11 protein-coding genes and 1 riboswitch are annotated in these 13,631 nt (G+C 37.4%); of the genes, 9 read left to right on the top strand and 2 right to left on the bottom strand.

What is annotated here, in order from left to right:
• The first annotated feature begins 11 nt into the window (after positions 1-11).
• The 4 genes from pntB (at position 12) to QUD79_RS09850 (ending at position 5,341) form a co-directional block, all read left to right on the top strand.
• Positions 12-1,409, top strand: a complete 1,398-nt coding sequence (pntB, locus tag QUD79_RS09865; RefSeq protein ID WP_184423286.1) for a Re/Si-specific NAD(P)(+) transhydrogenase subunit beta — start codon at positions 12-14, stop codon at positions 1,407-1,409.
• Between the two features lie 133 nt (positions 1,410-1,542).
• A complete protein-coding gene (locus tag QUD79_RS09860; RefSeq protein ID WP_184423242.1) occupies positions 1,543-2,961 on the top strand; it encodes an alanine/glycine:cation symporter family protein in 1,419 nt (472 codons plus the stop codon).
• A gap of 372 nt (positions 2,962-3,333) precedes the next feature.
• Positions 3,334-4,653: a DEAD/DEAH box helicase gene (locus QUD79_RS09855; protein WP_184423245.1), complete on the top strand. Its 1,320-nt coding sequence runs from the start codon at positions 3,334-3,336 to the stop codon at positions 4,651-4,653.
• A 37-nt stretch (positions 4,654-4,690) separates the two neighbouring features.
• Positions 4,691-5,341: a hypothetical protein gene (locus QUD79_RS09850; RefSeq protein ID WP_184423247.1), complete on the top strand. Its 651-nt coding sequence runs from the start codon at positions 4,691-4,693 to the stop codon at positions 5,339-5,341.
• Between the two features lie 44 nt (positions 5,342-5,385).
• Here the strand turns inward: QUD79_RS09850 and QUD79_RS09845 are convergent, their stop codons facing one another.
• A complete protein-coding gene (locus tag QUD79_RS09845; protein WP_246454894.1) occupies positions 5,386-6,276 on the bottom strand; it encodes a GGDEF domain-containing protein in 891 nt (296 codons plus the stop codon).
• A gap of 365 nt (positions 6,277-6,641) precedes the next feature.
• Between QUD79_RS09845 and QUD79_RS09840 the strand changes: the two genes are divergently transcribed.
• Complete coding sequence (locus QUD79_RS09840; protein WP_286287925.1) at positions 6,642-8,609, top strand: monovalent cation:proton antiporter family protein; 1,968 nt, start codon at positions 6,642-6,644, stop codon at positions 8,607-8,609.
• Between the two features lie 3 nt (positions 8,610-8,612).
• Positions 8,613-9,446, top strand: a complete 834-nt coding sequence (locus QUD79_RS09835; protein ID WP_184423250.1) for a class I SAM-dependent methyltransferase — start codon at positions 8,613-8,615, stop codon at positions 9,444-9,446.
• Here QUD79_RS09835 and QUD79_RS09830 read toward each other — a convergent pair whose 3' ends face one another.
• Complete coding sequence (locus tag QUD79_RS09830) at positions 9,447-10,601, bottom strand: patatin-like phospholipase family protein (RefSeq protein WP_184423252.1); 1,155 nt, start codon at positions 10,599-10,601, stop codon at positions 9,447-9,449. It lies immediately after the preceding gene.
• A gap of 213 nt (positions 10,602-10,814) precedes the next feature.
• Positions 10,815-10,898: riboswitch (cyclic di-GMP riboswitch) on the top strand.
• 94 nt (positions 10,899-10,992) lie between these two features.
• On the opposite strand from QUD79_RS09830, the gene QUD79_RS09825 reads away from it, so the two are divergent.
• From QUD79_RS09825 to QUD79_RS09815, 3 genes are all read left to right on the top strand, one after another.
• Complete coding sequence (locus tag QUD79_RS09825) at positions 10,993-11,346, top strand: DUF3718 domain-containing protein (protein WP_184423254.1); 354 nt, start codon at positions 10,993-10,995, stop codon at positions 11,344-11,346.
• Between the two features lie 313 nt (positions 11,347-11,659).
• Complete coding sequence (locus QUD79_RS09820) at positions 11,660-12,346, top strand: c-type cytochrome (protein WP_184423255.1); 687 nt, start codon at positions 11,660-11,662, stop codon at positions 12,344-12,346.
• 6 nt (positions 12,347-12,352) lie between these two features.
• The gene (locus QUD79_RS09815) at positions 12,353-13,630 is read left to right on the top strand and encodes a cytochrome-c peroxidase (RefSeq protein ID WP_184423258.1); all 1,278 of its coding nucleotides are present in this window, start codon (positions 12,353-12,355) and stop codon (positions 13,628-13,630) included.
• Position 13,631 lies beyond the last annotated feature (1 nt).

Below are 13,631 nucleotides of genomic sequence, written 5' to 3'. Positions count from 1 at the left end.
CTGACATGGAAATTTCACAAGGTTTTATCTCGGCCGCATACATCATTGCCGCTTTATTATTTATTTTTTCATTATCTGGACTAAGTAAGCAAAAAACAGCTGAAACCGGTAACTGGTTTGGTATTGTCGGTATGGCTATTGCTTTACTGGCTACAATTGCAGACCCTCGTGTTGATAATGTATTAATGATTATTATTGCCATGATTATTGGTAGTGTTATTGGTTTACGCTTAGCAAATAAAGTAGAAATGACACAAATGCCAGAGCTTGTGGCTATTTTACATAGTTTTGTTGGTTTAGCCGCGGTGTTAGTGGGATTTAACAGCTATTTTGGTATTCACCCCGCCGCACAGATAATGCTAACCGATAGCCAAGAAGTCGCGCATAACATTCATTTAACCGAAGTGTTTTTAGGCGTCTTTATTGGTGCGGTTACTTTTACGGGCTCGATAGTTGCTTATGCAAAACTTAGTGGCTTACTCAGTTCGTCAGCGTTAATGTTACCGCATCGTCATAAACTTAATTTACTTGCTGGGGTTGTTTCGTTTGCACTGATGATAGCGTTTGTAAAAGCGGGGGGCTCAGATAATGCACTTTACTTTATGACGGCGATCGCCTTAGTGTTTGGTTGGCATTTAGTTGCCTCTATTGGTGGTGCAGATATGCCCGTAGTGGTTTCTATGCTTAACTCTTATTCTGGTTGGGCTGCAGCGGCAGCAGGTTTTATGCTAAGTAACGACTTATTAATAGTGACAGGTGCCCTTGTGGGATCATCTGGCGCAATTTTATCTTATATTATGTGTAAAGCGATGAATCGATCGTTTATCAGTGTTATCGCTGGTGGTTTTGGCACAGATGTGGTTATTGATACTGATACAGACTATGGTGAGCATGTTGAAGTACAAGCAGAAGCTGTTGCTGAAATGTTGACTAATGCTAAGTCTGTCATTATTACACCAGGTTATGGAATGGCAGTTGCTCAAGCACAATACCCCGTGTATGAATTAACTCAAAAATTAATTGAAAAAGGCATAAAAGTGCGTTTTGGAATTCATCCTGTAGCAGGGCGTTTACCAGGTCACATGAATGTGTTACTTGCTGAGGCAAAGGTCCCATATGATATTGTGTTAGGTATGGAAGAAATTAATGATGACTTTGCACAAACTGATGTCGTTCTAGTAATAGGAGCAAATGATACTGTTAACCCAGCTGCAACAGAAGACCCAACAAGTCCGATTGCTGGAATGCCTGTATTAGAGGTTTGGCATGCTAAAAATGTGGTTGTTTTTAAACGTTCTATGAGTACTGGTTATGCTGGTGTGCAGAATCCGTTATTTTTTAAAGACAATAGTCAGATGCTTTTTGGTGATGCGAAAGATTCAGTTGAAAAAATTTCAAAAGCACTTTAGATAAATTGTTAGTCGTTATAGACTCTTATACATAAAGGAATTAGACAAGTTATTTGGTATTTCATCAAATATAAACCAGTGGTTGCAATACCACTGGTTTTTTTATGTAAATAATTAACAACATGAGCATTTTATGACATTTATCGAGCAGTGGGTTGGTACAGTAAACGGATATTTATGGGGCAGTGTTTTAATTTATTTACTTACCGGTTGTGGTATTTGGTTTACCTTTCGCCTAAAAGCAATTCAGTTAACAAAGTTTTTCCATATGTTTACTTTGTTAAAGTCGAGTAGAAAGTCAAACGCACATGGTATTTCTTCATTTCAGGCGTTATGCACCTCGCTTGCGGCTCGTGTTGGCACAGGTAACTTGATGGGAGTTGCTGTTGCTATTTCGTTAGGTGGAGCAGGTGCTGTTTTTTGGATGTGGTTAATAGCGATAGTAGGAATGGCTACTGCATTTGCTGAAAGCACTCTTGGGCAATTGTATAAAGAGAAAGACAGTAATGGTAACTTTAGAGGTGGACCCGCTTACTACATGAGTAAGGGGTTAAAAAACCGTCATTTAGCGATGGTTTTCTCCTTATGTTTATTTTTTGGTTACGGTTTTGTTTTTAGTTCAGTGCAAGCAAACTCTATTACAGATGCCTTTAACGGCTCCTTTGGTATTAATCCTGTGATAACGGGCGTTATTATCACTTTAGCCACGGCCTATATTATTATGGGGGGCTTAAAAAATATTGCCCGCTTTGCTGAACTTACTGTTCCTTTTATGGGGTTAGCTTATTTTATTGTCTGTATTGTTGTTATTGGCCAAAACATTGAATTAATACCTGCAATTATTATGGATATTATTAATTCGGCATTAGGGTTAAAAGAAGCTGGAAGTGGCTTAGTTGGAGCCGCTATTGTGCAAGGGGTTAAGCGGGGTCTGTATTCCAATGAAGCCGGAATGGGCAGTGCACCTAATGCTGCAGCTGCGGCTGTACCGTATCCTCCACACCCTGTTTCTCAGGGGTATATTCAAATGTTAGCTGTGTTTTTCGACACAATAGTAATATGTTCATGCACCGCCTTTTTAATATTACTTTTTGATGGTCATGGTACCGAGATAAAAGGCATACAATTAACTCAGCAAGCGTTGGCATTTCAAGTGGGAGACTGGGGCAGTGATTTCATCACTGTGGCCATATTGCTCTTTGGTTTTACTTCGATAGTGGCTAACTTTGCATACGCAGAAAATAACTTGAAGTATTTAAATTTAGATAATTTACTTGGACATTGGTTTTTACGTGTTGGCTTTTTGGCAATGTTAGTGTTTGGTTCGGTGGCTAGCTTGCCTGAAGTTATTGCGTTGGCAGATCTTTCAACGGGTTTAATGACGGTAGTTAACGTTACCGCATTGTTTTTACTTACTAAAGTAGTAGTTGCTGTTACTAAAGATTATCATCAGCAATTGGCTAAAGGACAGTTACCAACATACAAACCTAATGCTCAGCAGCATAAATCATTACATTTAAGTAAGGATGTTTGGGGTGACAATGTTAAGTAACCTGAATTCGGGATAAGCTAAGTACACCAAAACTAAGATTTTTACGCGTATCTGCGTTACCTGCATGGACGTAGGTACTTGGCTTTTGTCTGAAACTAAAAAACCGTTAATTTGCTACTAGTAGCAGGCTATTAGGTAGAAAAATCAGCCTTGATTTACACAAAACTTATAGCATTGCTAGTAAAAATGCACTTAGAACTTGTGAAGAAACAACTTAAAGCATTGTGTAATATTACTTTTTCTGTTTTTTCGCACATTCATTATCCCGAGCTCAGGTTAAGTAAGGAGCAACAAGGCATAATTATTATGTCACCTGTAATGTGAATACTGTTATAATCGCTTTTTGTTATTGTTTTTAATAAAGGTAGTTGAATGAGTGTAGATGCCATTGGTTTGTCGGAAAATTTACTTAAAGCGGTAAAGAATTGCGGTTATAAAAACCTAACCCCGATACAACAACAAGCCATTCCTGCCATTCGTTCAGGTGTCGATATTCTTGCCAGTGCGCAAACAGGAACAGGTAAAACGGCCGCGTTTAGTTTGCCAATTCTTGATGCTGTTTCTGGTTCGAGTAATACCCTGCAAGCATTAATATTAACACCAACTCGTGAGCTTGCTCAGCAAGTAGGCGAAAATATTACGACGTATAGTGAGTTTTTATCAATCTCATCGGGCACCATTTATGGCGGTGTAAATATGCCGGCACAAACTAAAATGCTAAAAACAGGTGTGAATGTTTTAGTGGCAACACCGGGCAGGCTTTTAGAGCATATGGCTTTGCGTCATGTTGATTTATCACATGTTAAATTTTTAGTTCTTGATGAAGCTGATCGTATGCTTGATATGGGCTTTTTAACTGAACTTGAGCGTATTCTTGCCGCTATCAAGCAAAAACATCAAACTTTAATGTTTTCTGCCACGTTTTCTAACAAAGTAAAACTATTAGCCAAACAAGTACTTCATACACCTAAAACGATTGAAGTATCTAAGCAGAATGCTACATCAGGTAAAGTTAAACAGTCTGTATACTGGGTTGCCGAAGCAAGAAAACGAGAACTACTTTCAGAGCTAATAGGTGTAAATAACTGGAAACAAGTACTTGTTTTTGCTGGCACTAAAGAAAGTGCAAATATACTTGCTAAAGAACTTAAACTTGATGGGATTAAAGCAGCATTATGTCATGGAGATATCTCTCAAGGCGGAAGAAATAAAGCCCTAGAGCAGTTTTCTGAAGGTAAAATAAGGGTGTTGGTTGCTACTGATGTCGCTGCTCGAGGCCTAGATATTGAAGATCTTCCATATGTTATTAACTTTCATTTACCCTTTTTAGCTGAAGATTACGTTCACCGTATTGGCCGAACAGGTCGAGCGGGTAAATCAGGCACTGCAATTTCGTTGGTTAGTCCAAAAGACGAAAAGTTTTTAGACAACATTGAACAATTAATTGGGCGAACTTTTGAGCGTATTATTGTGCCCGGTTATGAGCTAAATAAGTCAACACCAATTATTCATCAACAAGAAGCACAGTCTGAAGTTGTGGAGAAGAAAAGTCGCTATCAAGTAACCCAAGATAAGAATCAAGCACTCGCTAAAAAACGTAGTGATAGTTCAAATACACCTAAAAAAGCTGCTAAAAAGCCATTAAGATCGCCGAAAAATGCTAAAGGTACTATAAAGCAAAAGCGAAGATAACACTGATAAATTACACTTTAGCTTGATTTGGTCTAACATGAATAACTCCCTAGAATATATTGTTGTAGAAGCCCCTTTTAAATACCGGCATTCGTGCTGGTTTTGTGGCGAACCGTCTGCAAGAGTTTTTGCATTTCCTCATCGTTATCATTTAGTGCTTAATTGCCAACACCCAAAATTAAAACTAAACGCGTGTAAAGAATGTGCCCAAGCTGGGCATAAGTCTAAAGCTGATGATATTTGGCAGGTTGCGCACGATGTAAAAGTGTTTTTACTTAATACTTACCGTAAAGATCTGGCGATAGGCTTAAATTGGACAAAGGATGAGTTAGAAAATAGTGAGTTTGAAGGTGGTAACTTTGAGTCATTTAAACGAAGTGCTTGGTTTATGTATGAAGTTGCTCAAGCTCGTGTAAATTTTATTCAATGGCCTTTAGTGATCAACGGTGTTGTTATTGATAGTAGCGAGTGCACACCAGAACCGTTTACTTTTGACGGTACGACTTACCCTTCTATCGAACAAGCTATAGAGCACTATAGTTTAGTGTTTAAATTAAATAGTGACTACTTAGCACAAGCAGTAGCTAGGGTAGGTAATAAGAGATTTTCTACAGCGATACGGTTCTGCCGAGTAATGGTGGACGCATCAACTCACGAGCGTAATATAGCGCTTAAAGAATTAACTTAACTTCTGGTTATCTTAATCTAGTGCTCATTTTACCTAGCACTAGTTTATACAACTGTTAATGTTTTTGGCATATTCATTTTACGCGTATAAAGCATATTATCTGCACGTTCAAATAGGCTTTTCTCATTATCGGCACGATTCATAAAAGTATAACCTAAGCTACAAGTTACTTTGTACTGATGAAGTAGCGCATTGTTGCTAATGGCTTGCTCAATTCTACGCTCAATAATGTGTAATGACTGCTCACTAGCATCTTCAACAATAATAGCAAACTCGTCACCACCGAAGCGAAATAAACTATCAGAGTCACGTGTACTTTTGCGTAATGCATTTGCAAACTCAACTAGCACATCATCACCTATGTTATGTCCATAGGTATCGTTGATAGCTTTGAACTTATTGAGATCACTCACAACAATACCTAAGCGAGACTTTTGACGGTTTGAATGGTGCATAGCTCGTTTTAATTGTTGATCAAAATAACGTCGATTACCTAAGCCTGTTAAGCCGTCTTCCATTGCTAGCTTTAATGCTTGTTGGTATTTAATCGCATTATTAATGGGGTGTACCAATAATTTATGCAACTGCTTTAGCACAGTATGATTAGTGATGCTAATTGGAGAATTAATCGCATAAGTTAATGTACCTAAATAGCGGTTATTGAGTTTAAGCTCAAAAATACGCTCTTTTTTACCAGCTTTACTCCCACGGGCAGATGCTCTTACATCAGCTTGTTTGAAGTACAATCCTGAAAAATCGACAAATTTTGCAGCTTCCATGGCAAAAATATTTAGTAAATGATCAAGCTCTAACGTAGTTTGAAGTTGTTCAGCTAACGCTAATTTACGATAGTTATTTTTATGATCTCGTGTATCAAATAGCTTAAACGCATTAAAATCAACATTACTATTTTCGACTAAGTTTAATGTTTGCATATGGTCACCTATCAACATGGATAGTTGTTAAATGCAATTAGCGTACCTATAATTTTTATTTTTTTAGATTTACATTTTACTTACTTTTCAGTTGCTTAATGTTTATTTTTTGTTTGGGAATATACTGTCATTAGCTTGACGGCAATATCTTGCCGACTACCTTTGCCATTCATGCCTTTCTTATTCGGGACATTACCAAGCTAAACCTATGGCTTATAACATAGTAAAAGAAGGAGAAAAAAAGAGATATATTTATAATGCTACAAAAAATAGCGTTATACTTATTACGCACTAGTATTATTAAGATCTTCTTCCTGCTTATTTTAATTAAGCATTTTCGTACCAAAATTTTAAAAAGGTGAATAGTGTCAAGTCATATTGAAATACTTGCAATTTTGATGAGTGCCGTTGTGATTGTTTGGCTATTTAGACGGTTACATTTGCCAGCTATTCTTGCTTATTTAGTAGCAGGGATGCTAGTGGGTGAGCATGGCTTTGCCTTTGCACATGAGCATGTTGACTATGACAAATTTGCTGAGCTTGGCATTGTATTTTTATTATTTACGCTTGGGTTAGAGTTTTCATTGCCTAAGCTACTTGCAATGCGAAACCTTGTAATTGCTGTTGGTAGTTTGCAAGTCGCTATTTCGTTAGTGGTGTTTATTATTATTGCATTATTAACTGGGCAGAGCTTTGCCAGTGCTTTTGTTATTGGTAGTGTTTTAGCATTATCTTCAACCGCTATTGTCATAAGGCAATTGAGTGAAACTGGCTCGATGAAGCGAAAATCGGGCCAAATATCTGTAGCTGTTTTGCTGTTTCAAGATGTTGCTGTTGTGCCGCTACTTATTATTATTCCAATGTTTGCACAAGATTCAGATACCTCAATGCTGTTAGCTTTACTCATTGCGCTGGTTAAAGGTGTTGTTGTTGTTACCGTTTTATTAATGACCGGCAAGTGGCTGTTACCAAAGTTGTTTACCTTAGTGGCGCAAGTACGAACTGATGAGCTTTTTGTTTTAACAACGCTGCTGGTTACGCTAGTAGCATCGGCATTAACACAGTGGTTTGGTTTGTCTATGGCGTTAGGGGCATTTCTTGCGGGTATTATGTTGGGTGAAAGTCAATATAAACATCAGTTAGAAGCTGATATTCGTCCATATAGAGACATTTTATTGGGTTTGTTTTTTGTTACTGTAGGTATGAAATTCAATATAGATGTGCTTATTGAGTCTCCTTTTCAAATATTAGCGATATTAGTTGGCTTTATGGCTGTTAAGGTTTTTGTTATTCAAAAACTTTCGGTCATGGCAGGCGCTCAGCAAAAAGATGCGTGGGCTTCAGGCCTAATGTTGGCACAAATGGGAGAATTTGGCTTTGTGTTAATTGCTTTAGCAAATCAAACACAGATATTACCAACAAATGTTTCTTCAATATTGCTTGGTGTTGGAATTATTAGTATGGCGATTACCCCGTTTATGATCGAACATGCACGTACATTAGGAGTGTGGCTAAGCAACGATAAAGTAGCTAATACTGAGCATCTAGAGCAGTTGCCTGAAAATACGCAATTAAAAGATCATGTGATAATTTGTGGCTTTGGGCGAATTGGACAAACAGTTAGCCGCTTTTTGAAACAAGAAAATATTGAATTTATTGCAATTGATATGGACCCCCTTAGAGCGAGTAAAGCTAGAGATGCGGGAGAGAACATTTTATTTGGCTCTTCACGTAAAAAAGAGCTATTGGAAGCGGCAAATTTAAGTGAGGCTAAATTAGTTGTTATTGCTTTTGGAGAAGACAAACAATCGTTAGAAGTTATTCGTAAAGTACGAACTTTATCACCAAATGTACCTATATTGGTTCGTACTCGAAACGATGATCAACTGGTTGCTTTGCAGTCTGCAGGGGCAAATCAAGTGGTTCCTGAAAGTTTAGAGGGCAGTTTAATGTTAGTCTCGCAGGTATTGTCGTTAACTGGTGTTCCATTTTCTAGAATTTATAGACGCGTGCAAACTGAACGTAAAAATCATTACAATCATTTACATGGTTTTTACCAAGGTGAAAATACCAACCTTAGCCCTGATGCTATTGACAGAATAGAGTTTGCTCATGCTATTCATTTGAATGATGACTCATTCGCCTGTGGTCAGTCGATAAAAGCATTAAACTTTGATCCGCGTAGAATTGTTATTGTTGCCTTACACCGCGGTGATACTGAAACTGAAAATCCAGATGACAATACAATACTTTGCTCACAGGACACTTTAATAGTAAGAGGTAAGCCTCGTAGAGTTGAGCTTATAGAACGTTTTTTACAGGAAGGGAGTTAACAAGTGATTAGTGAAGTTAACATTGCCAATCACTATACTCATGGTAACTTGTTAAATGCCATTAAAATAGCGTTAAGTAAAGCAGGACACACGCTCGATTCAGTTTCAGCTGAACAATTAACTGCAATAGATGAGTTTCATATTGGTGGAAGAGAAGCTACCACTCAACTATTGAATGGCATTACGTTTGCAGCTGAAGCACAGTTATTAGACATAGGCTGCGGGCTTGGTGGTACTACTCGTTACCTTGCGTCACACTATACTAGTTATGTTACAGGGATAGATTTAACTGCCGAATATATTAAGGTTGCTCAGGTACTTAATCAAAAACTTGGCATTGCTGAGCGTATCAACTTACTGCAAGCAAGTGCGACAAGCCTTCCTTTTGCTGATGATAGCTTTGATGGTGTGACTATGCTCCATGTCGGAATGAATGTTGCTGATAAACAGGCATTATTTGCGGATGTGTTTCGTTGTTTACGGGAAAATTCGTTATTTTTAATTTATGATGTAATGAAAACTAATAAAGATACAGTCAATTACCCTTTACCTTGGGCTTCAACTAGTGACACTAGCTATTTATCAAGTCTTGATTCATATCAAAGAAAGCTTAAAGCGGTAGGATTTAATGTTGTAGCAATTAACTCTCGTAAAGATTTTGCGCTTGATTACTTTAAGCGACAATCGGGAAAGATAGCAACTAACGGAGTAAAGCCCTTATTAAGTCTACACACTTTAATACAAGATAATGCTAAGCTAAAATTTAGCCATTTAATTGATCAAATTAGCAGTAACGCATTAACACCGATTGAAATTATTGTTAAAAAGCCAGGCTAATTATTTTAAATTAAGAAATTCGCGGATCTGAGTTTCTTGTTCCATGGCATCTTCAAAGCCTAATTTTATTAATCGCTTGCAGTAGTTTTTTTCAAATAATATATAGCTAATTAAACTTGATTCAGAGTCATTGCTTATACCTATACTACGTAATAGTATACGTAGTGAAAGCGGTAGTTCCGCAAAGTGCTCAACAGCCAGGGCGTTAAAATCTTGGCTAGGATTAATGAGCATTGAGTCAATATTTTTTAAGCCTTTGTTTTGGGTTCTAACTTCTTTTGGAATTAATGATACTGTTTTATTAATGCGCTTCATCCTTTCTAAGTCACTTTGAAGAGTGTCAGAAAAAATACCATCGAGTAAATGGCCTGCGATCGTAGCTGTTGTTGGAGGATGTGGATTGTTTTCTTTTGAATGTAGTGGTTCTTGGGGTTGCTCTACACCAACAATAAACAACTTTTCACCGCCAAGGTGAATAGCAGGGCTTAATGGCGAAAGCTGATGAATAGAGCCATCACCATAATGTTCTTTTTTAATTTTTATTGATGGAAAGACTAAGGGTATAGCTGCGGAAGCCATTAAATGCTCAGCACTCAATTGGGTAGGCTTTCCATATCGCTTTTCTCTATACCATGGCGCTATACTTGATTGTGACTGGTAAAAACTAACGGAATCACCACTTGAATAGCTTGAAGCTGTAACAGAAATCCCTTTTAGATAGCCTTTCATAATGTTGACATCAATTCGTCTGAAGTCGATAACTTCATCTAATAAATTTCGTAACGGGGTACTGTTTAATAAACTATGGGCTTTTTTATTAGCATAGTCGGCTTGAAAGTTCGCCAAAGCACCATTAATTAAATGGCCGAAAACGCGTACCGGATCGCTATAATAAATTCTATTGGTACTTAGGTTGTTCCATACCCATTCAAGCTTTTTTATTGCTAGATGAAAGCACGATGCATAACATGCTAATGCAGTACTATTAATTGCGCCAGCTGAAGTTCCGCAAATAATAGGGAAGGGGCTAGCATGATGGCGCGGTACATACTTTGCAATCGCACTTAATACGCCAACTTGATATGCAGCTCTTGCGCCACCACCGGTTAATACTAGGGCATTTTTAGACTGTTGGTAACTTGGTTTAGCAATCATACAACTTAAGTTTATATTCCGATGAGTACGCAAGCTAATTTATCTTCCTGTTTGTGTAACGTTTTGGATAAAAGAGCAATATTTACGTGTATTTTTATATTTATGGCTCAGTGTAATGACTTTTTTATCATTGCTCTAGTGAATTTATCATTAAATAAAAAAGCGTGTGAAATAAATGATTGACTCGTTATTTTTTAAACGTATAATGCGCGCAGCTAGAAACGGCAAGGTGCTTGAAAGAGTGCTACGCAAAACTACCGGTCTAAGGGCAAAGCCTACGACAGCGGAGTTACCTCGGCAAGTAACCACTTCTCTTTTGATGTGGGCACAGGTAAAAATTGTAACCGTTTCTTTTACTATATTTTATAGATTTATTTTAAAGGGTTATTTAATGAAAAACTTACTTGTTGCTACATTTATCGCTGCATTATCTTTAACTACTATCGTAACTGCTCCAAAAGCTTCTGCTTCTAACATTGCACAAACTATGTGCGACTATGTTGCAGCAGACGACAAGCAACGTTTACGTTCTTTCTTAAAAACAAACAAATTAAAAATTCGTTCAGTTTTTAGCGGTGTTCAGTGTAATGGCATGAACTTAGTTGCATTTGCAGCAAACCAAAATGCTAACGACACTGGTGCGATGATTATCAGTAAGTTACCTAAGCAAGTAGTTGCTGAAGTTATTTCTTCAATTACTTCATCTGAATTAACTGCAATTGCAGAAACTCGCGTTAATAGCTAATTTAAAAAAATTATACCAGTTTCATTTATTAAGTGACCAATTTTACCCAGTAGAAATGATCACATAGTTAGTGAGATTGGTATTACAATAAAACGAGCTTTTATAGCTCGTTTTTTTTTGCCCAAAACTTTGTGCTAATTTAATTTTCAACACAGTAATTATTTAAAATTATTTGATTTTATATTTTTTAATATACTTTAATGCCTTATTTATTAGGTTTTTAGCAGAATTCGTCAGCTATTTTTTATAATTCGTCAGCTATTTTACTTTTCTCTCTTTATAGTGGTTACTTCATTTATAGGGTGACTTCTGTATGAATAGCTATATTTTTTCTATTAATAATTCATTAATAAATATTTTGACTGGTAAAAAAAATAACAGGTATAACCGACACTTATCTCTCACTACAATAGTATTTATATTGAGTGCGCTCAGCCAAGTTGCAGTTGCTAATAAAATGCCAGAGTCTTATGGGCAATGTATAGCTTGTCACGGAGATAAAGCGCAAGGTAATGCACAGCTTAATTCACCTTCACTTGCTGGTAAGTCAGCAAGTTATATTACGCGTCAATTACACAATTTTGCTAATGGTCTTCGCGGCTCTCACAATAAAGATACTTTAGGTATGCAAATGGTAGCCATTAGTAAACAACTCAACTTTAACAAGGATGTTCCCGAACTTAGTGCTTATTTAGCGGCGCTACCTGCTATATCACAGGTACAGAATACTACAGGGGATTTAAAAAATGGTAGTCGATACTACCAAGGTAAATGCGGGGCATGTCATGGCGGGCAGGCGCAAGGTAATGAAATAATGAATGCGCCTAAGTTATCTGGCCAGAGTGTCGAGTATTTAAAGCGCCAAATGCTTAATTTTACTCAGGGTATTAGAGGAACTCACCCCGAGGATAAGTTCGGTCGTCAAATGGCGATGATGGCTAAAACAACGTCGGGCCAAGAACTTGAAGATATTTTGCATTATATTGCTAATCAAGAGTAGGTACTTATGAAGGTCATTAAAAGTCTAGTTATTGTTTTTACTATTCATGTATTACTGGCTAATAATGTTGTTAGTGCAAAGCAATGGCAGGGTGAAAATAATAACACCCTTAGCAAAAGTGAGTTTACTTTAGCCAAGCATTGCCCGCCGAGCTTTGAGTTAACCCCGCAAGGTGTATGTCGCTTGTTAACGCAATACCAATTCTATACCTCGGTTCAAAATAAAGGGTTAGGTGGCACCCAAACAAATTTACCGCCCCATAGAGATGGCTTTACTCCTGCACAAATTGATTTAGGAAGGTATTTGTTTTTTGATCCTGCACTGTCAAAAGATGGTTCTATTTCATGTGCTAGTTGTCATCAACCTGACAAAGGTTTTAGTGATAATTTAGATAGAAGCATTGGCATTACGGGCGAAAAAATAGCTCGCTCGGCCCCTACTTTATGGAACGTAGCTTTTGTCGACAAATTCTTTTGGGATGCTAGAGCTAAAAGTTTAGAAGAACAAGCCTTAGGGCCGCTTTATGACCCGCTTGAAATGGGTAATACTCCTGAAAAACTACTTGCTACAATTAGGTCAACGCCAACCTATGTGAAGCTGTTTGCACAAGCATATCCTGACATGCAAGAAATAGGACTTGAGCAAATCTATACCTCGCTAACTGCATTTCAAACATCATTAATCTCATTAAATAGCCGTTATGATCGCTATGCGCATGGTTATCATCAAGCACTAACTAAAGATGAAATTGCTGGTTTGAACGTATTTCGCTCGTTTGTTGCTCGGTGCGCCGAATGTCATCAACCGCCATTATTTACGAATAATGAAATTGCGGTTATAGGTAGTCCTGAACCAGAAGGTCGTAAATTAGATATAGGGGCAGAAAAAACCTATAACGCACCTAAATTAAAAGGGGCATTTAAAGTGCCTACACTGAGAAATATTACTCAATCAGGGCCTTATATGCACTCTGGACGTTATAAAGATCTTAGAGAGGCTGTTAAATTTTATAATGATGGTAGAGGTAACTCGATTCCTGAAGGCGAAGAAATGCTAATACATTGGCATATATCTGAGCCTAACCTAACAGATGATGAATTAGATTTAATCGTTACCTTTTTAGGCACGTTAACCGATGAAAGTTTAACACCACGCATACCTCAACAGGTTCCTTCAGGTTTACCTGTAATAGATGAAAAATATCAAGAAAGATCAAAAGCAGCACGTACACAACAAAAATTAAATCATAATAATGAAAATGCTATAACGCAAAGTGGGGAATAAT

This window comes from Thalassotalea piscium, from assembly GCF_030295935.1.
In the GTDB taxonomy this organism is placed as follows: Bacteria; Pseudomonadota; Gammaproteobacteria; order Enterobacterales; family Alteromonadaceae; genus Thalassotalea_B; species Thalassotalea_B piscium.
This window is presented reverse-complemented; position numbering and strand designations above follow the sequence as displayed.

Excerpts from the sequence above, each read along its gene's own strand:
- QUD79_RS09830 (WP_184423252.1), bottom strand. The coding sequence starts at position 10,601 with ATGATTGCTAAACCAAGTTACCAACAGTCTAAAAATGCCCTAGTATTA.
- QUD79_RS09845 (WP_246454894.1), bottom strand. The coding sequence starts at position 6,276 with ATGCAAACATTAAACTTAGTCGAAAATAGTAATGTTGATTTTAATGCG.
- QUD79_RS09820 (WP_184423255.1), top strand. The coding sequence starts at position 11,660 with ATGAATAGCTATATTTTTTCTATTAATAATTCATTAATAAATATTTTG.
- QUD79_RS09850 (WP_184423247.1), top strand. The coding sequence starts at position 4,691 with ATGAATAACTCCCTAGAATATATTGTTGTAGAAGCCCCTTTTAAATAC.
- QUD79_RS09860 (WP_184423242.1), top strand. The coding sequence starts at position 1,543 with ATGACATTTATCGAGCAGTGGGTTGGTACAGTAAACGGATATTTATGG.
- QUD79_RS09815 (WP_184423258.1), top strand. The coding sequence starts at position 12,353 with ATGAAGGTCATTAAAAGTCTAGTTATTGTTTTTACTATTCATGTATTA.
- QUD79_RS09855 (WP_184423245.1), top strand. The coding sequence starts at position 3,334 with ATGAGTGTAGATGCCATTGGTTTGTCGGAAAATTTACTTAAAGCGGTA.
- QUD79_RS09825 (WP_184423254.1), top strand. The coding sequence starts at position 10,993 with ATGAAAAACTTACTTGTTGCTACATTTATCGCTGCATTATCTTTAACT.